The organism is Streptomyces humi, assembly GCF_001005085.2.
In the GTDB taxonomy this organism is placed as follows: Bacteria; Actinomycetota; Actinomycetes; order Streptomycetales; family Streptomycetaceae; genus Streptomyces; species Streptomyces humi.
In genome coordinates this window covers 1-18,609 of the sequence record NZ_LBMU02000118.1, presented here as the reverse complement: position 1 = coordinate 18,609, position 18,609 = coordinate 1, and the positions used below count along the sequence as shown (strand labels likewise).

General features: G+C 72.4%; 15 protein-coding genes. 3 read left to right on the top strand and 12 right to left on the bottom strand.

The window, feature by feature from the left end; all coding sequences use genetic code 11:
• The 10 genes from AAW13_RS46230 to AAW13_RS40880 all read right to left on the bottom strand — a co-directional run.
• The coding region (locus tag AAW13_RS46230) for a hypothetical protein (RefSeq protein ID WP_167391791.1) at positions 1 to 280 on the bottom strand (280 nt) is incomplete at its 3' end.
• Positions 277 to 3,306 carry an AfsR/SARP family transcriptional regulator gene (locus tag AAW13_RS40920; RefSeq protein ID WP_046729513.1) on the bottom strand — a complete coding sequence of 1,010 codons (3,030 nt, stop codon included), beginning with the start codon at positions 3,304 to 3,306 and terminating at the stop codon, positions 277 to 279. The genes AAW13_RS40920 and AAW13_RS46230, both read right to left, overlap by 4 nt.
• Positions 3,307 to 4,048: 742 nt before the next feature.
• Complete coding sequence (locus AAW13_RS40915) at positions 4,049 to 4,300, bottom strand: tautomerase family protein (RefSeq protein ID WP_046729514.1); 252 nt, start codon at positions 4,298 to 4,300, stop codon at positions 4,049 to 4,051.
• Between the two features lie 10 nt (positions 4,301 to 4,310).
• A complete protein-coding gene (locus tag AAW13_RS40910) occupies positions 4,311 to 4,787 on the bottom strand; it encodes a cupin domain-containing protein (protein WP_046729515.1) in 477 nt (158 codons plus the stop codon).
• A complete protein-coding gene (locus AAW13_RS40905) occupies positions 4,784 to 6,217 on the bottom strand; it encodes an MFS transporter (protein ID WP_107483528.1) in 1,434 nt (477 codons plus the stop codon). The genes AAW13_RS40910 and AAW13_RS40905 overlap by 4 nt, the downstream gene beginning before the upstream one ends.
• The gene (locus AAW13_RS40900) at positions 6,214 to 6,885 is read right to left on the bottom strand and encodes an HAD family hydrolase (RefSeq protein ID WP_046729516.1); all 672 of its coding nucleotides are present in this window, start codon (positions 6,883 to 6,885) and stop codon (positions 6,214 to 6,216) included. Before AAW13_RS40900 ends, AAW13_RS40905 begins: the two co-directional genes overlap by 4 nt.
• Complete coding sequence (locus AAW13_RS40895) at positions 6,882 to 7,820, bottom strand: pseudouridine-5'-phosphate glycosidase (RefSeq protein WP_046729517.1); 939 nt, start codon at positions 7,818 to 7,820, stop codon at positions 6,882 to 6,884. The genes AAW13_RS40900 and AAW13_RS40895 overlap by 4 nt, the downstream gene beginning before the upstream one ends.
• A gap of 144 nt (positions 7,821 to 7,964) precedes the next feature.
• Positions 7,965 to 8,966: a helix-turn-helix transcriptional regulator gene (locus AAW13_RS40890; RefSeq protein WP_046729518.1), complete on the bottom strand. Its 1,002-nt coding sequence runs from the start codon at positions 8,964 to 8,966 to the stop codon at positions 7,965 to 7,967.
• Between the two features lie 64 nt (positions 8,967 to 9,030).
• On the bottom strand, positions 9,031 to 12,879 hold the full coding sequence (locus tag AAW13_RS40885) for a S8 family peptidase (RefSeq protein WP_107483527.1): 3,849 nt from the start codon (positions 12,877 to 12,879) through the stop codon (positions 9,031 to 9,033).
• 418 nt (positions 12,880 to 13,297) lie between these two features.
• Positions 13,298 to 13,543: a DUF5133 domain-containing protein gene (locus AAW13_RS40880; RefSeq protein WP_046729519.1), complete on the bottom strand. Its 246-nt coding sequence runs from the start codon at positions 13,541 to 13,543 to the stop codon at positions 13,298 to 13,300.
• A 274-nt stretch (positions 13,544 to 13,817) separates the two neighbouring features.
• Between AAW13_RS40880 and AAW13_RS40875 the strand changes: the two genes are divergently transcribed.
• Positions 13,818 to 14,552, top strand: coding sequence for a VOC family protein (locus tag AAW13_RS40875; RefSeq protein ID WP_046729520.1), 735 nt, complete (start codon positions 13,818 to 13,820; stop codon positions 14,550 to 14,552).
• Here the strand turns inward: AAW13_RS40875 and AAW13_RS47560 are convergent.
• Together AAW13_RS47560 and AAW13_RS40870 are read right to left on the bottom strand one after the other, a co-directional pair.
• Positions 14,530 to 14,661 (bottom strand): hypothetical protein, encoded by a 132-nt coding sequence (locus tag AAW13_RS47560; protein WP_276207642.1) that lies wholly within the window; start codon positions 14,659 to 14,661, stop codon positions 14,530 to 14,532. The genes AAW13_RS40875 and AAW13_RS47560 overlap by 23 nt on opposite strands.
• Positions 14,658 to 16,127, bottom strand: a complete 1,470-nt coding sequence (locus tag AAW13_RS40870; protein WP_046729521.1) for an amidohydrolase family protein — start codon at positions 16,125 to 16,127, stop codon at positions 14,658 to 14,660. The genes AAW13_RS47560 and AAW13_RS40870 overlap by 4 nt, the downstream gene beginning before the upstream one ends.
• Positions 16,128 to 16,400: 273 nt before the next feature.
• Here AAW13_RS40870 and AAW13_RS40865 point away from each other — a divergent pair, with 273 nt between their 5' ends.
• A complete protein-coding gene (locus AAW13_RS40865) occupies positions 16,401 to 17,222 on the top strand; it encodes an IclR family transcriptional regulator domain-containing protein (protein ID WP_046729522.1) in 822 nt (273 codons plus the stop codon).
• A gap of 73 nt (positions 17,223 to 17,295) precedes the next feature.
• Positions 17,296 to 18,573, top strand: a complete 1,278-nt coding sequence (locus tag AAW13_RS40860; RefSeq protein ID WP_079179168.1) for a CaiB/BaiF CoA transferase family protein — start codon at positions 17,296 to 17,298, stop codon at positions 18,571 to 18,573.
• The last annotated feature ends 36 nt before the right edge of the window (positions 18,574 to 18,609 follow it).

Below are 18,609 nucleotides of genomic sequence, written 5' to 3'. Positions count from 1 at the left end.
CGGTGCGGATGGTGACGAGGGTCCGAACGTGGTCGCGGTCGGTGCGGATGGTGACGAGGGTCCGAACGTGGTCGCGGTCGGTGCCGATGGTGACGAGGGTCCGAACGTCGTTGCGGCCGGCGCGGACGGTGACGAGGGTCCCAACCTCGTCGTGGACGGGGACGAAGGTCCCAACGTCGTCGCCGTCTGACCGAGGCTCCCCCTCCCGCATCACCCCTGAGATGCCGGTGCCCGCCGTGTCGAACGGCGGGCACCGGCATCTCGTGTCCTGAGCCGTCATTCCCCCAGACGGACCCGGCCGGGGATCCCCATGGCACGGAACGCCTCCTGCGCGGCGGCCGCCCGTTCGGCCGCCTCCGCCGAGTCCCCGAGAGACGCCAGTGACCGCGCGAGGCCGTCGAGTGCGTAGGCCTCCTCCACCTGGTGGCCGAGCCGTACGGCGGACGCATGCGCCTGCCGGTGCAGGGCCAGGGCCCGCTCGTGATCGCCGCCGCGCCGGAAGAAGCGCCCCGCCGCGTTCCACACCGCGGCCTCCCGGACCGGCGCGTCCTCCAGCCCCTTGGTGGCAAGCGCCTCCTCCACCCAGTGCAGCACCTGCTCGCCGTGCCCGAGCCGGTCCTCCGCCTCCGCGGAGAGCACGAGCAGCACGGCCCGTTCCGCCGGAGCGACGACACCGGGCGCCCGTTCACGTGCGACGGCCAGCGTCCTGGCCGCCGTCTCGACCTCGCCCATCGCCAACTGGACCTGCGCGAGGTCGCCGAGTCCCACCAGTTCCTTCTCCAGCGCGCCGATCTTGCGGGCGAGGTCGATGGAACGGGTCGCCGTACGAACCGCCTCCGGGAAGTCACCGCGTTCCATGTGCACGGTGCTGATGTTCGACAGGGACTCCGCCTCGGCCCGTTCGGCCCCCAGTTCACGCTTGAGGGCGATCGACTGTTCCAGCCGGGGAAGCGCCTCGTCGAACCGGCCGGTGGTGGCGAGGAGCAGGCCGAGCACGCCGGTGTCCTTGGCCTGTCCCCGGCGGTCACCGATGTCGACCGCCAGTTCATGGGCCTCGACGGCGGCCGCTATGCCGTCCTCGAAGCGGCCGCGTTTCCAGCAGGCGACCGCCAGGTTGGACAGGCTCAGCCGCAGCAGATCGGCCTCGCCGAGACGACGGGCCGCGGCGACGGCCGTGTGGCAGAGCGCGAGGAACTCGTCGAGCCGGCCCCGTAGATCGAGATGGAAGACCACGTTCGCCGCGAGGAGCGCCACCTCGCGGTCGAGGTCCCGGCGGAAGGCCAGGGCGATCGCGGCGAGCAGACTGTCCTGTTCGCGTTCGAACCAGTCGCGGGCGGCCTCCGGGGTGCTCAGCGGCGCGAGTTCCGGCGCGGACGAGGGCGTCGGCCGAGGCATCCGTACCCTGCCGGGGAAGAGCAGGTCGCAAGCCACGTCCGAGGCGGTCAGCGAGTACTGCATCAGCCGGCGCACGGCGCCTGCCGCCTCTTCGCTGAACTCGCCGGTGCCGCCCGAGTGCCGGGTGCGCGACAGCATGTGGGCGAAGCTGCGCACCAGGTCGTGGAAGGCGTAGCGGCCGGGTTCGTGCTGTTGCACGAGATGCATGTCGAGGAGGTACTCCAGGACGTCCTCGGCGTCGCGGGTCCCGAGGTCGAGCAGTGCCGCCGCCGTGTAGACGTCCAGTTCGGCGCCGGGGTACTGGCCCAGCAGCCGGAAGGACTTGCGGTACGAGGCGTCCAGCCCCTCGTACGACAGCCGCAGGGTGACCTCGACGCTCCGTTCGCCCGCGCTGAGTTCGGCGAGACGGTGGGTGTCGTCACGGAGCCGGTCCACGAGGTAACGCACGCTCCAGCGGGGGCGCTTGCGCAGCCGGGCCGCGGCGATGCGCAGCGCCAGGGGTAAGTGGCCGCTGAGATCCGCGAGTTCGGCGACGGCCTCGGGTTCGGCCTGCGCCCGGCGGTCGCCGATGATGCTCTCCACGAGGGCGATGCTGTCGGGTGGAGCCATGGTGCCGAGGGAGATCGAGTGCGCGGCGTCCAGGTCCACGAGGAGGGCGCGGCTGGTGACCAGGACGACGGTACTGGTGGGGGAGGCCAGCAAAGGCCGCACCTGGGACTCGTCGACTACGTTGTCGAGCAGGAGGATCATCCTGTGTTTGATCATGGTGGCGCGCCACAGGGCGAGGCGGCCCTGCGGATCGTCGGGTATCCGTTCACCGGGGATGCCGAGCATGCGCAGCAGCGCCTCGGCCGCCGCCGCCGGGGCGAGAGGTTCCTCGTCGGGGGTGTATCCCCGCAGGTCGAGGTGGAGTTGCGCGTCGGGGTACCGGTCGGTGAGCTGGTGTGCCGCGCGGACGGCGAGCGAGGTCTTGCCGCTGCCGCCCATTCCGTCGATGGCGACGATGAGGGGTCCGGTGCCGTCGGCGTCCTCGATGAAGCCGAGGAGCTTGTGCAGTTCTTCCTCACGGCCGGTGAAGTCGCGCAGATCGTAGGGGAGGGTGGAGCGTCCGCCGCTCACGGCGGGCGCCGCCGGGGTCTGCGGGGCGGTGCCGGTCAGTGCGGGATCGTTGCGCAGGATGGCCTGGTGGAGTTCGCGCAGTGACGTGCCGGGCTGGATCCCGAGTTCCTCGTCGAGTACGGCGCGGATCGTGCCGTACTCCTCCAGGGCCTCGGCCTGGCGCCCCGAGCGGTACAGGGCGAGCATGAGCTGACCGCGCAGGGCCTCGCGCAGCGGGTTGTCACGGATGGCGGCGCGGATCTCGGCGATCAGCTCGGAGCTTTCGCCGGCTTCCAGGCGCAGGTCGAAGAGCTGCTCGACCGCGGTCATCCGCCGCTCCTCGAGCGAGGCGGAGGCCGCGTCGACGACGGCGCCGCCACTGCCGGACAGCACCGGACCGCGCCACAGGGCAAGGGCCTCGCGGAGCAGAGCCGTGGCCTCCGCGGTCCGGCCGGCGGCGGTGTGGTCGCGGGCGCGTTGCAGCGCGTCGGTGAACTGGAGCAGGTCGAGTTGTTCGAGCGTCACCGAGGCGCGGTAGCCGGGTCCGTCCGTCGCGATCAGGGTCCGTCCCTCGGGGATGCGCTGACGCAGCTCGGCGACGGCCTTGCGGACCTGGTGGGCGGCGGTCGCGGGCGCGTCCTGGTCCCAGACGGCCTCGATGAGGCGGTGGACCGGCAGGACCCGCTGCGGTTCGAGCAGCAAGGTCACCAGCACGCGCTCGCTCACGGGTCCGCCGACGTGGATGCGTTCGTCCGCGTCCCAACATTCCAGTGATCCGAGGATGCGGAAGCGGATGGGCACTGTCTGGTGCATGGCACGTGTCCTCTCCTCGGTCCTGGACGGCTGCCGTGACACCGCCCGACCGCGGGGACCGAGGGAGACCGAGACGGCCTCCCGTTCCTTCACGTTCCGCAGTGAACGGCACAGGGCGGCCGACGTCGTTGCTGGCATTCTCACCCATCGGCGGACCGAGTGGTGCGCGTTGCCGGCCGTTGGCGTGGCGAGCCGGAGCACGCTGCTCTATATCGGACAGGCTTCCGCGGGTGTCCGATGCTTGCGCAGGTGGACGGGGTGCCGGCGGCCGACCGCGCGCTGACGGGCGGCGGCGGCCGGCGGCAGCGGTGGTGCGGCGGGCCGACCCGGCACCCGTAAGGACGGAGTTCGCGCCGCGCGTGCCAACTCGCCCGACCGTGACGGTGGGTGACCAGACGTCAGGTCATCGGGGCTGTCCGGGCGTCGGCCGATGCCTTCGTCGACGCCGGTCGCGGGGCACCGTCCGGACCGGCCGGCCCCGGTGCCTGTGGTGACGAGGACCGGGAGCCGCCCGTGCGGCAGGTGTGTCCGGACCCGCTCCGCGGACGGGACATCCGCACCTGCGAGGCCGGTCAGGTGCCCTGTACAACGAAGTTCACCGGTCGGGTGGTCGAAGGGCGCCGCGCTCGTGAGGCGTCCGGCGCGGGGGTGTCACGAGGCCCGCGCGCCCGGGTCGGGGTGCGCACGGCGGAGGGCCGGCGACATCCTGCCGCCGGCCACCCACCGTATGCACAAGGTCATCTCAGCGAGGCGCCGATCCCTGGTGCGGGACGTCGGCGAGCACCGGCGAGCGGTCCACGGACACCGGTGCCGGTGCGTCGGCCAGCACCCCGCCCCGACCCCAGTGATCCTGTTCTATGTCCCTCACCAGGACGGTCACCGCATCCGCCGGGCATCCCGCGATCCGGGCCACGGTGGCCGTCAGCTCGCCCACGAGATCGGCTCGTTTCTGTCGGTCGTTGCCCTTCCACCAGTCCACGGTCACGACAGGCATGGTCTTCTCCTCACTGTCCGGGCCGCACAAGGCCCTCGGTCGCCGGGAACTGGTCGAACCGGCGCGCCAGTTCCGCCATCGTCTCCGCGGTGGGTGCGGGCGAGGAGTCCAGCAGCTCGCCCAGCTCGCGGAAGTAACGCTCCCGGCCCCCGTCCGGGGTGAACATCACCAGCAGGGTGGCCGGGTCGGTCCCGGGGTTGCCGAACGCGTGGCTGGTCCCGGGCGGCACCAGCATGAACGTCCCGGGAGACGCGACGCGCCGCTCCGTGCCCAGCGTGAGCAGCACGTCACCCTCCACCACGTAGAACATCTCGGTCAGTTCGTTGTGGAAGTGCAGCGGTGCTCCGGGCGCCCGGGGCGGGAGCCGGTGTTCGGTGAGACCGAACCGGCCGGCCGTGTCGTCCGCGGTGACCAGGAACGACACCGGGGTGCCGCCCACCACGGTCCCCGGGCCGGCGCCGGGTCCGACGACCCGCGGCCAGGTCATCGCCCGTCCCCGGTGTCCGGGCGGCCGGCCCCGGCACGGGCCGACAGCGTCCACAGCGCGACCGCCGCGGCGGCCAGGGCGAGCACGGCCGTCAGCGCGTAGGCCCGGCCGAACGCCGTGTCCCCCGGTGTGTCACCGAGGATCAGGACCAGCACCGCCAGGCCCATGGCACCCCCCGTGTACTGGGTGGTCGTGAGCACCGCGGACGCGGTGCCCTGGTCGCTGTCGGGCACGTCCTTGGTGCCCGCGATGTACATCCCCGCGAAGGCCATGCCCTGGCCGAGCCCGCTGACCAGCAGGCCCGGCAGCACGCCGGTCCAGTAGCCGGAGCCGCTCGTGCCGATACCGAGCAGGGCCAGCCCCGCCGCGCCGACCGCGAACCCGGTGGCGAGCGTACGGCGGATGCCCCAGGGCTCCGCGAGCCTCCCGGTGACGAGGTTGCCCGCGACCACGCTCAGGGTCAGCGGCAGGAAGGCGATGCCGGCCTCCAGCGCTCCGTAGCCCCACACGTCCTGGAGGAACAGGGTGATCAGGAAGAACTCGGCGCCCACGCTCGCCATGTAGAGCGCGGACATCGCGCTCGCGCCCGCCAGCGAGCGCACCCGCAGCAGCGCCGGAGGGATCAGGGCGGTGGCGGCCGGCCGCCTGTCGTACACCGTCCAGGCGATGGCCAGTGCCAGAGCCGCCGCCAGGCAGCCGAGACAGGACGGGGAGGTCCAGCCGTCCACCGCGGCCTGCGTGAGTGCCGCCACCAGGCACAGGACGGCTCCGGTGAACAGGGCCGCGCCGGGCACGTTGAGATGCCGGACCGAAGCCCTGGTGCGCGTCCCGGGCGGCAGCACCCGCAGGGCGAGGGCGACGGTGACCAGGACGAGCGGCACGTTCACGAAGAACACCCACCGCCAGGACAGCGCCGAGGTGAGCACACCGCCGACCAGCACACCCGCCGCCAGTCCCACCGCGCCGAGCGCCCCCCAGATCGCCAGCGCCCGCGAGCGCACGGGCCCGGCCGGGAAGGCGGCGCCGATCAGGGCCAGCATGGACGGTGTCAGGGCGGCGGCGCCGACGCCCTGGGCGGCACGGGAGGCGATCAGCAGCCACTGGTCCCCTGCCACCCCGGCGGCGAGGGAGCCCAGTCCGAACAGCGCCAGCGCGCCGAGGAAGAGCCTGCGCGGACCGGTCAGGTCCGCCGCGCGACCGCCGACGACGAGAAAACTGGCGAAGAACACGGCGTACGCCGACACCACCCACTGAAGCCGTTCGGGGGCCAGGCCCAGTCCCGATCCGATGCTCGGCAGGGCCACGTAGATGATCGAGTAGTCCAGTGCCACCAGGAACTGGGCGATGGACAGGGCGAGGAGGGCGGCGGCCATGCGGCCGGTGAACCGGGTGGCCGCCGGGGCGGCGGCCTCTTCGGTGCGGACGGTCATGAGAGGACTCCGGTCGGCTGGAGCAGCAGGTCGGTCACCGTCGGGAAGTCCGCCGCGACATGGTCGGCGCCGGCGGCCGTGAGCGCCTGTGCGGTGTCGACGCCGTAGGAGACGGCGACGGTCCGCAGGCCGGCCGCGTGTGCCATCGCCATGTCGGTGACGGTGTCGCCGACGTACCAGGACCGCGAGGGGCGGGCGCCCAGTTCGGACAGGACGCGCAGTGCCATGTCGGGGTGCGGCTTGCCGTGTTCGACCATGTCGTGGCAGACCACGGTGTCGAACCTGTCGAGGATGCCGGTGGCGTCCAGCAGGGCGTGCGCGCTCGCCTGGATCTTGGAGGTGGCGACGGCGAGCGGGTGCCCCGCCGCCCGCATCCGGTCCAGGCCCTCGGCCACGCCTGGCATCAGGAGTCGCGGCCCCCGGCTGAGCAGGTCGTCGGTGAAACGGCGGCGGTAGCGGGCCGCGGCCTCGGCGGTCACGGCGTCGTGGACGCCGGTGCCCAGCAGTCCGGCGAGGGAGGCCTCCAGGGGTTTGCCGACGGTGGCCAGCACGTCCTGCCGGCTGGGGCGGGCGCCGAAGTCGCGGACCACGTCACCGATCAGTCCTGCGATGGCGGTGGGCGTGTCGGCGAGGGTGCCGTCGATGTCGAAGATGAACACGGAGGTCATGCCGCGGCCTCCCCGGCGGGCACGGCGCCGGCCGCGTAGGCGACGGCGAGGTGTCCGGCGAGCCGGGCGGTGCTGATCAGGACCTCCCGGTTGGCGGCGGCGGAACGTCCCTCGGTGGCCCGTGAGACCGCCTTCATCAGGTAGGGGGTCGCGGCGGGGCCGCGCACCCCGTCCTGCTCCGCGGCGCGCAGCGCCTCCTGGATCACTTCCTCCATCGCCTCCCCGTCCAGCGCGTGTTCCGCACTGATGGGGGCCGTGACCAGCGCACCGCCCGGCAGGCCGGCCGCCCAGTGCATGCGAAGCGCCCGGGCGACGCCGTCGGCGTCGTCGATCCGCTGCGGCACCCGCAGACCGCTGGAGCGGCAGTAGAAGGCGGGGAAGTCGTCGAAGCGGTAACCGATCACCGGCACCCCCAGCGTCTCCAGGTACTCCAGGGTGAGCCCCAGGTCGAGGATGCTCTTGGCCCCGGCGCACACCACGGCCACCTTGCTGCGGGTGAACTGCACGAGGTCGGCGGAGACGTCGAAACTCTCGCTCGCGCCCCGGTGGACGCCCCCGATCCCCGCCGTGGAGAAGAACGGGATGCCGGCGAGGTCGGCGGCCACGAGAGAGGACGCCACCGTGGTGGCACCCATGCCGCCGCCCGCCAGCACGACACCGACGTCGCGGCTGGACACCTTCGGCACACCGGAACCGACCGCGAAACGCTCCATGTCGTCGGGTGACATCCCCACGGTGAACCGCCCGCCGTCCAGCCCGACGGTCGCCGGCACCGCACCCGACTCCCGTACCGCCTTCTCGATGGCGAGCGCCGTCTCCACGTTGCCCGGATAGGGCAGACCGTGCGCGATCACCGTGGATTCCAGAGCGACGACCGGCCGGCCCTCGGCCAGCGCGTCACCGACTTCCTCACTGACACGCAGCAGTGGGTTCATACGAGTCTCCCAAACGGTTGCTGGAACGAGAGCGACGACGTACCGGCGACGCGGACCACACCGCGCCGTCCGTCAGGTCATCACCGTCCCCGACCCCGTTCCCGTTCGGTTCCCGTTCCGAGGCCGGGCCCCGGCACCCGACGGTCAGAGCCAGCCGCGGCGGGCCGCCTGCCAGGCGAGCTGCATACGGGTCGTGGCCCCGGCGAGGGCCATCATCTGCTGGATGTGACGCTGGATGGTGCGGCGGCTGAGCCCCATCTGACTGGCGATGGCCTTGTCCGCGATGCCTGCCACCAGCAAGGAGAGGATCCGCCGGTCGGTGCCGGACAGCGGGTCGCCGGCCCGTACGGCGGCGGCGTCCGGGAGGGTGCCCGCGGCACTGACGTCGAGCGGGACCGCGGTCTCCCAGTAGCGTTCGAAGAGCGAGGTGAGCGCGTCCAGGAGACTGCTCTCACGGACCAGGGCGGCGGTGGGTTCACCGGGGGATCCCTGGGGGCCGCCGGGCACCAGCGGACAGATCGCGATGGCCCGGTCGGCCACGGCCAGCCGCAGCGGCAGATGCGCCACGCTGCGGGCGATCTCCCCGGCCTGCACCCCCTCGATCACGTTGTCCACGGCGTGGTCGTCGTCGAAGAACGCCTGCTCGTACAGGACGCGGTAGCGCACCCCGCGGGCGAGGGCGTCGTACTCGGCGCGGTTGCTGCCCGACGGCATCGCGACGTACTGGGCCTTGCAGAACCAGAGCATCTCGTGCCGGGCGTTGTCCTGCATCTGCCGCAGATGCTGCCGCAGCGACTCGGCGCCCGTGATCACCTCGATCAGCTGGCCCGCGTCCTGGCGGCGCCGGGTGCTGCGGTACAGGTCCAGCAGATCGGTGACCGTGCCGCGCGCCTTGTCGAGTTCGTCGGTACGCCGTTGCAGCCGGGGCAGCAGCGCCACGTCCGGCGGCACGGCGGAGTACTGCGGTGGCACGTGATCGGTGGGGCTGGTGAGTCCCTTGGCCGTGAGGCCCGCCAGCACCACCTCCAGCGTGTCGTGCGGCAGTTCGCTCTGCTCCGCCAGTTCGCGTGCCGAGGCCGTGACCGCTCCGACCAGGAGGCGGTAAACGGTCTCCTCGACGGCCGTCAGCCCTGCCGCCTCCAGCATCGGCGATCCCTCCCTGTCGCTCACGCGGCGGAAACGCCGCTTCCCGTTCCGCTGCTTCACCGGGTCAGTGCGGCGTGGCGGACCCCCGGTGGAGGAAGGCGCGGTCGATCGTCTGCCGGACGCTGTGCCCGGCGTCGTCCGCCGCTGTGATCCGCAGTGTGACACAGGCGTCGCCGCGGACCCCGGACGGGCGTTCGACGGCCGCGGTGAAACGTCCGCTCGTTCCCTTCCCTGGAGTTGGCGAGGTCCGTGCCGTCACCCAGGTCCTGCCGTCGTCGTAGGACGTCTGCACCGTGAGCTTCGTGCCGTGCGGGGCGGGCACGCCGTCGGGCATGCGGACGTCGAAGCCCAGTGTGTGGATGCGCTGCGGGCCCACGGCGTTCTCCGCGTCGACGGGTACCGAGTAGTCCACCTGGAGCAGCGGAAGCAGCGCGGGGCTCGCGGTGGTGTCCGAGCCGAAGGACCACGAGGTCTCGGTCCGGGTGCCGAAGCGCCAGTTCTCCGAGTCGCGTCCGGTGGTCAGGTCCAGCCGGTAGCCGGCCCGGCCCGGCGGTACCTCGAAGGCGCCCCACGCGCCGGTGTCGGAGTGGGCGACCCGCTGCCCGTCGCGGTACAGGTCGGCGACCGCGGTGTCGCCCGTACCGGACGCCCGGGTGCCGACGCCGCCGAGGCTGTCGCTCTCCGCGAAGGACCAGTGGCCCGCGGCGTCCGTGAAGTCCGGGACGTACAGGGAGACGGTGTCGCCGTACCTGGTGGAGGCGGGCCGGCCGGCCACGCCGTGCGGGACGGAGGGGCGGACCGGGGCGGTGAACCAGCGTTCCGTGGCCTGCTGTCCGGCCCGGTAGGTGTGGGTCGCGTCCCGCATCCCGGCCTGGAGCGGGAAGTCCTGGTCCAGGACGGTGTCGTGATGGACGACGTGGTTCCAGAGGGTGTCGCCGGCCGTCACGTACTCCACGCGCTCCCGGCCCACCGGCACGTCGCGCGTGTACTGGTTCCAGGCGGTGTCCTGGTACGGCCGCCAGGCGAAACGCTGCTCACTGCCCCAGCCGGAGGCGCCGGTACGGGCGTAGGTGGCGTGCACGACCGCGCTGTCCTGCCCGGAGACGGTGTGCACGAGGTGCTGCGGGACGCGCTGACGGGACACCTGCATGACGTCGTAGAGGTAAGGGCTGCGCACGGTGCCGGTGAACCGGATCCGGGTCACCGTCCGCGCGCTCCGCTCCAGGATCGCCGTGCCGTCCGCGTTGTCCGCGCGCATCACGGGCAGGGCGAGGCGTGTACCGGCCGGGCTCCAGCGGGTCCACGGGGAGAAGCCCTCCGGCATGACGAGCATCAGCGCCTTCGCGCCGGCGTCGGCGGCGGCCCGCGCGAGGGCGGTGTCGTCACCGAAGCCGTAACGGATCACGGCCAGTCGGCCGCGGACGTGGGCGGCCCTGAGGTCGGCGACGGTGCCGGTGCCGGCGTCCACGGCGGTCAGCCGGACGCCCTTGTCGTCGAACACCGGTGACGCCGGCAGGTAGTAGGGGGTGAAGGACCGCGAACTCCCCTGCGGGCTTGCGGTGAGTTGCGGGGCCGTCAGCTGCCAGCGGGAGGCGAACTCGAAGGTGCCGTCCGTGACCTGGGCGGTGGGGCTGACGTAGATCCGCTTGGCGATGTCGAAGTACATGACGCCCTGGATCAGACCGTTCCCGTCGATCTGACGGTACGTCTGGTAGCTGAGCGCGCCGTGCTGTTCGGACGGTCGGGGGGTGCGGATCCTCACTTCCGTCACCTTCGAGGCGTCGAGGGTGACGGTCGAGTCCTTGGTGACCCGCACCTGCGGGTCGATCACCTCACGCAGTTCCTGGCCGTCGGCCGCGTCGTCCAGGGTGCCGAAGCTCACCTGGTAGGTGCCCTCCTCGACGACGGCGACGGCCGGGTCGAGACCGGTGTACCGGGCGAAGCCGTCGGCCCCCCAGATCGTCGGGGCGGCCTGCGGTATCACCTGGCCGGCGCGGTCCTTGGCGATGACCGTGAGCCGGTGCAGCGGCGCGTGCACGACGAGGGAGAGCGTGGTGTGGGCCAGCGTGGCGCCGTCCGGTCCGGTCGCGGTGGCGTAGCCGTAGTAGGCGCCACGCGCGGCGTGCGCGCCGTCCGCGAGGACCGGGACGTCCGCCGAGGCCCCGGGGGCGAGCCGGACGGTGCCCGAGCCCAGGGTGACAACGCCGTCGGCGAGGGTGACACCGTTGTCACGGGACAGTGAGACGGACAGCTTGAGGTCGAGGACGTGGTCGCCGTCGTTGGTGTAGTGCAGGGTCGCCACCCGCCGCGGTCCGGCCGCGTCGGCGGTCTGGAGGGCGGGCAGGGTCACGGAGCCGGTGGCCGTCAGGGTCCCCATGGCCGCGCCGATGTCGACGCGCCCGCCGCCCTGTTCGGTCACCTTGGTGCCGGACACGCGGTGGGCGGTGCTGACGAGCGCGTCCTTGAGCTGCGGTCCGCTCCACTCGGGGTGCCGCTGGGCGAGAAGGGCGGCGGCCCCGGCGACGTGCGGTGTGGCCATCGACGTCCCGGACGCGGCCGTGTAATGGGGGTCCACCGGCGTTCCCATGGCCGTCCCCGAGGCGCGCGCGGCGACGATGCCGACGCCGGGCGCGGTCACGTCGGGCTTCACGGCCCTGTCGCCGGGGCGCGGGCCGCGGCTGGAGAAGGGCGCCAGGGAGTCGTCCCGGTCGACGGCCCCGACGGTGAGCGCGGCGTCGGCTGCACCCGGCGCGCCGACGGTCGACGCGCCCTGCTCACCGGCGTTGCCCGCGGCGACCACGAAAAGCGTCCGCCCCGAGGCGGACAGGGTGTCGACGGCCTGGCTCATGGGATCGGTGCCGTCCGAGGGCGCGTCCGAACCGAGGCTCATGTTGACGACCCTGGCGTGCTCGGCGGCCGCCCACTCCATGCCGGCGATGACCTGCGACTCCGAGCCGTACCCGTCGTCGCCCAGCACCTTGCCGATCAGCAGGTCCGCCCGCGGCGCGACCCCGCGCCGGGTACCGGCGGACGCCGCGCCGCTGCCGCCGACGATCGACGCGACATGCGTGCCGTGCCCGAAGTGGTCGGTCACGCCGCCGCTGTCCGAGAAGTCACGGGACTCGGCGATCCGGCCCGCCAGGTCCGGGTGGCCGGCGTCCACACCGGTGTCCAGGACGGCCACCTTGACGCCCTGTCCCTCGAAACCGGCCTTCCAGGCGGCGGGTGCGCCGATCTGCGCCGTGCTGCGGTCCAGTACCGGTGCCACCCTGCCGTCGAGCCACACCCGGGGGGTCTGCGTGAGCCGGGCCGTGCCGGCGGGGCGCAGGGTCTTCCAGAACGCGCCGAGGTCGTCGTCGTCCACCCGCAGGGCGGTCGCGTCGATGCTCGCCAGCCGGCGCCCGGGCGCGGACTCCGTGTTGAACGCGTAGAGCCGGTCCGCCGTCGTCGCCGCGGCCCTGCGGCTCGCCGCCGTCCCGGCCGCCGCGCCGCCCGGCTCGGGGGAGACGATCAGCGGCAGCGCCGGGGTACCGGCCTCGTCGTAGCCCTGGGCGAGCAGGGCGGTGACGTCGAAGAGACGCCGGTCCAGCGTCCCGGCGGCGACCAACTCCGCCGCGTCGGACGGGAGTACGGTCATCGCGCCGTCGTCCTGCTCGTACGTGCGGAAGACGATGCCCCGGCGGCCCGGACCCGGCACCACCGAGGCGGTGCGCCGGCCGTCGCTGCCGGGTGTCACCGTCACCCGGTCACCCGTCACCAGCCGTACGGTGGACGGCGATCCGGCTGCGCCCTTCGCCTCCGCCGCACCGGGGGAGGACGAGAGGGAGGACGCCTGCGCGGCGGTGGACGAGAGACCTCCCGTGGTCAGAACCAGTGCTGTTGATATCGCCGCCGTCAGACGGATCCATGCCATCAGCCACACACCTTTCGTGCAACGCTTGATCACGCGCTGTCCGAAAGAATCTGCCGAGCGGATGACCATGTCACGGGCCCACGATGTCGCGACTGCGACATGTCCCAACTGCGCCACCCCGGGCCGGCGCTCGGGCGCGCCATGACGGTGGACGTGACCCGGTCCGCCCGCGGCCCGGTGTCCTGGGTCCGAGGTCGCGGGTCACCTGGGTCCATCGGCCGACGCGCGTCCCCTCCACCGAGGCGAGCATGTGGAGTGGCCACGCGAACCCAGGAGGATCCACGCGGGTGGAGCAGGTCGACTGGGTCGGAATTCCGGCCGGGTTGGCCTGGCGGCACCGGCCGCCCGGCGCCGGACACCGCGCAGGCATCGCCCCCCGGACCGGGGAGGCTCCCTCAGCGGTGTCCGGCGGGCCGGTTCATGCCGCCAGCGTCGCGTTCTTCTGTCCGGTGGTGTCGCGGTCCGCGAGGTAGCGTTGCAGGAGCGCGTCCGCCGCGAGCAGGGCCTGTTCGGTGGTGCGGGCCCCGGTCATCACGCACAGGGTGTACGTGGCGTCTTCGAGTGCCCTGCTGGTGCGACCGGTCGGACGTACGTCGTGCTCGATGCGTGCCTGGGCGAACTGGGCGAGCACGGTGCGTAGTTGCTTCTCCGCCGGAAGGAGCATGGGGGGTTACCTTTCCATTCAGGCACAGCTCGCGAGGCGGCCTGGAGGCCACCGCGAGGAACGGGTCCGACCGACGGCCTCCGTTGCCTGCGGCAGCGGACGGCGTCGAGCAAGTGGTCAGGTTCCCCGTGCCGGCGGATCTACGCCGGCCCGCTCGCCTGCGCGGTGAAAACCGGTAGCTCCGAGCAGGACGGCTGTACCTATGCTCTCCTGAGGCGCTGTCACGGCGCCCTGCCGAGACCGGGCACTCAACGGACCGAGGAAGCGTGGGGCCATGACCAGCCGACTCATCGCACTCTCCTTCGACGCGCACCAGCCCGAGCGGCTGGCGGACTTCTGGTCCGGGGTCCTGGGCCTGAAGAGAGCCGAGGAAGGCTACGACGGCGTCGCCCTGTTGTCCGGGAACGACGCCGGCTACCTCATCGGCTTCCGTCCCGCCCCGGCCCGGAAGGTCGCCCAGAACCGGCTGCACTTCGACCTGACGAGTTCCTCTCCCGAGGACCAGCGGGAGACCGTGTCCCGGGCACTCGCCCTCGGCGCCCGCCACGCCGACGTCGGCCAGGGGCCGGACGCGTCCCATGTGGTGCTCGCCGATCCCGAGGGCAACGAGTTCTGTGTCATCGAGCCGGGCAACCGGTTCCTGGCCGGCTGCGGCTTCGTCGGCGCGCTCGCCTGCGACGGTTCACGGGCCGTGGGCTGCTTCTGGAGCGAGGCCCTGGGCTGGCCGCTGGTCTGGGACCAGGACGAGGAGACCGCCGTCCAGTCGCCGAACGGCGGCACGAAGATCACGTGGGGCGGACCGCCGTTGATGCCGGACCCCGGCAAGGACCTGCACCTCGAACTCGCACCGGACGGCGATCAGCGGGCGGAGGTCGAGCGCCTGCTCTCCCTCGGCGCGAAGCGTCTGGACTCCGCCCGGGGCGAGAACGGCACGGTGCTGCTGGCCGACCCCGACGGCAACGAGTTCCGCGTGCTCACATCCCGGCTCACCAGAGTGACCGGGCCCTGAAGCCGGACTGGAAGACGCCGGCCGCCGCGTCCACGTCCGGGCCGCGGGCCATGGCGGTGGCGGGGCCGCAGACGACGGCCCTGGACGCGACCACTCCCGAAGACCTCATGCGACGCCGCTCCCTCCCGTCCGGCCGTGCGTCGAGGCGCTGCGGTAGTCGGTGTACGTGTAGGGGTTGTCCAGTACCTTCGTCTCGGGCACGTCGGGGTTCATGCCGTCGGCCCACGCTTCCTCGCCCAGGGCCGACCGCAGGTGTTCCACGGTCCGCTCGGCCGTGCGTCGTACCGAGGCCAGGTCGACGCCGAGCAGCCGGTGCTCGTGCTTGACCACCCGGCCGTCGACCACCACCGTGTGCACGTCACCGCGCTGGGCCTGGAACGCCACATGGCCGTAGGGGTGGAGCACCGGGAACGAGACCGGCGAGTGGTCGTTCTTCAGCAGGACGAGGTCGGCCTTCTTGCCCGCCTCGAGGCTGCCCAGGTCCCGCTCGCGGCCCAGTGCCCGGGCGCCGCCGAGTGTCGCCCACTCCACCACCTGGTCGGCACGCAGCGCGCAGTGCGTGACGGTCTCGCCGCCGGCGTGGGCCTCCAGGTGCTGGCGGGCGCGGTCGGCGCCGAGCGTGGTGCGCATGGCGGAGAACAGGTCGCCGCTCCACCAGACGCTCGTGTCCATCGACAGCGAGACGGGGATGCCGTGGGAGCGGATCGCCCAGGTGGTGGGATAGCCCTGGCCGGCGCTCTGTTCGCTCTCCGTGGAGACCGAGACCGAGCCGCCGGTCGCCGCGATGCGGTGGTAGGAGTCCGCCGACAGGGTGGAGGCGTGCACGTAGACCGTCTCGGGGTTCATGAACCCGTGCTCGTGCATCAGCCGGATGCCGTCGTCGTTGGTCGCGCCCCAGACGCCGGCGTGGGTGGTGACGGCCACGCCCAGTTCGCGGGCCACCTCGAAGGCCGGTTTCTCGGGGAAGGCGGGGTCGCCGGTGACGTCGAAAGCGAGCTGGAAGCCCAGCATGTCGTCACCGGTGACGCGGCGGCGCACGAAGTCCCGGAACTCGGGTGCGGCCGTCCATTGCGCCGGTGCCTGCTGGATGTTGCCGTAGGCGAGGACGAACCGGCCGGGTACCGCCTGGAGCGCGTCCACGGCGGCGTCCGCGTGGTCGGCCGTCTGTAGTCCGTGCGACCAGTCGACGACCGTGGTCACCCCGGCGTCCAGCGCTTCGACGGCGGCCAGGAGGTTTCCGGCGTGCACGTCCTCGGGCCGGAAGGCCCTGCCGTGTTCGAGGTAGTACCAGACGAAGTACTGGGTCAGCGTCCAGTCGGCGCCGTAGCCGCGCATCGCCGTCTGCCACATGTGCCGATGCGTGTCGATCATGCCGGGCATCACGATCCCACCGGACGCGTCGATCTCCACCGTGCCCTCCGGGACGGCGAGGCGCGGGCCGACCGCGGTGATCCGGTCGCCGGTCACCAGAACGTCGGTGTCGGCGAGCACCCGTCGCGCGCGGTCCATGGGCAGTACGGTGCCGCCGCGGAGGACGAGAGGGAGTCCGGCCTGGAACGGGGTGGACTGGCTCATCACGGCATCTCCCACTCTGTGTCGGACAGGTGTCCGTATCGCGGCTCATGGTTGCTGCTCGATGGTGAGCAGGCCGTCGATCGCTGTCAATACCGGGCGTGTTCCGAATTCCGTCCGTATTGGTCGGCCACTGTCCGCTCTGCGGTCCAATGACTGCCGTCGTCACCTGGATCCTGGCGGTGTGGGCCGCTCTACTGCGTAGAGTGCCCTCGGCAGTCCGTCCGCGAGGCGGACGCGCGCCGATCGATCGCGACCACGTACAGAGGAGCCACCATGCCGCGTGAAGGAACGGGCCCTGACTTCATCGAGGCGCTGGCCCGAGGTCTGGAGGTCATCACCGCGTTCCAGCCCCGGCGGCCGGTGATGTCGCTGACCGATGTGGCGACCGCGACGGGACTGGCCAGGCCCACCGCGCGCCGGATCCTGCTCACCCTGGCCGAACTGGGCTACGTGCGCCCGCAGTCCGGCGGTTACGTCCTGACCCCGCGCGTCCTCGACCTCGGCGTCGCCTACGTCCGCTCGACGGGCCTGTGGGACGTGGCGCGTCCGCACCTGGAGTGGCTGGTCGAGCGCACCGAGGAGTCCTGCTCGATCGCCCAGCTCGACGGCTCGGACATCGTCTACGTCGCCCGGGTCTCGGTGCCCAGGATCGTGACTCTCGCCGTGCAGATCGGCACGCGGTTCCCGGCCCTCCCCACCTCGCTGGGCAAGGTCCTGCTGGCCGCCCTGCCGCCCGAGGAGGCGGCCCGGATCCTCGCCGAACCGAGCCGCTCCGGCCTGGAGGCCGTGTGGCGCCCGGACCGGACCGAGTGGGAGACGGAGCTGCGCGAAGTGCGCGCACGGGGCTGGGCGATGACCGACGAGCAGTTGGCGAGGGGCATCCGGTCGGTGGCCGCTCCGCTGCGGGACGGCTCGGGCCGGGTCGTGGCGAGCGTCAACGTCAACGCGCATGCCGCCGAGACCTCGGTGGACGTGCTGCTCGACGAGTACCTGCCGCTGCTGCTCCAGGCCGCCGGCGAGATCAGCGTGGACTTCGCCAGGCTGGAGTCCGTACCGCACGCCGTCCGGCCGTCCGGCCCGGCCGTGAGGTCTTGACGCCTGACGGCCCGGAACCCAGAATCGCTGAACGGACGATCGTCCGTCATGCGGACGGGGAGGGGTTCAGTCGATGTCACAGAGCGCCGAGCCCGCTCGACGGAACACCACGGGACCGCTTTCCGGGGTGCTGGTCGCGGACTTCTCGCGGATCCTGGCCGGGCCCTACGCCACGATGCTGCTCGCCGACCTGGGGGCCGACGTGGTCAAGGTCGAGGGACCGGACGGCGACGACACCCGGAGCTGGACGCCCCCCACCCGGGGCGACGTCTCGACCTACTACCTGGGGATCAACCGGGGGAAGCGTTCGATCGCCCTCGACCTGCGTGACGAGGACGACGCCGAGGTCGCCCGGAGGCTCGCGGGCCGGGCGGACGTCCTGATCGAGAACCTCAAGCCGGGTGGCATGGCCAAGTACGGCCTGGACTTCGAGTCGCTCCGGCGGGCCAACCCGGGCCTGGTGTACACGTCGATCACCGGCTTCGGCACGGGACCCGGCCGCCACGTCCCCGGCTACGACCTCATGGTGCAGGCCGTCTCGGGCCTCATGAGCCTGACGGGCGACCCGGACGGGCCGCCGTACCGGGCCGGGATATCCGTGTTCGACGTCATGGCCGGCAACCACGCCGCGATCGGCATCCTCGCCGCACTGCGGCACCGGGACGCCACCGGCGCGGGCCAGCTCGTCGAGGTGAACCTGCTGTCCTCGGCCCTGACGGGACTGGTCAACCACAGCTCGGCCCACGTCGCCGGCGGCACCGTGCCGTACCGGATGGGCAACGCCCACCCCAGCGTCTTCCCCTACGAGCCCCTGCCCACCGCCGACAACGACCTGATCGTGACCGCCGCCAACGACGGTCAGTTCCGCAGGCTGTGCCAGGTCCTCGGCATACCGGAGGTCGCCGACGACCCGCGGTTCGCGCGCAACGCCGACCGCACGGCCCACCGCGACCAACTGCGCCCCTTGCTGGTCGAGAGGCTGGTGACGCGCGGCGCCGACGAATGGTTCGAGGCTCTGGTGGCGGTCGGGGTACCCAGCGGGCCGATCAACACCATCGACGGCGGGTTCGCCATGGCCGAGCGGTTCGGACTCGACCCGGTCGTCACCGTGGGGGAGGGGGACCGCGCGGTGCCCACCACCCGCCACCCCATCCGGTTCTCCGCCACCCCCGCGACCTACCCGCTGCCACCACCCGAACTCGACGAACACGGCGAGGAGTTGCGCAAGTGGCTGTCCGCGGCCAAGGAGGCGCAGGCTGAAGCCGGGGGAGCCGGGGGAGCCGGGGGAGTTGAGAGAGCTGAGGGAGTCGAAGGAGTCGGGTCCGGAGCCGAGGAGGCCGGCCGTGGCTGAGCCGAATCCGGATCCGCGCCCCGTCTACCCCACCGC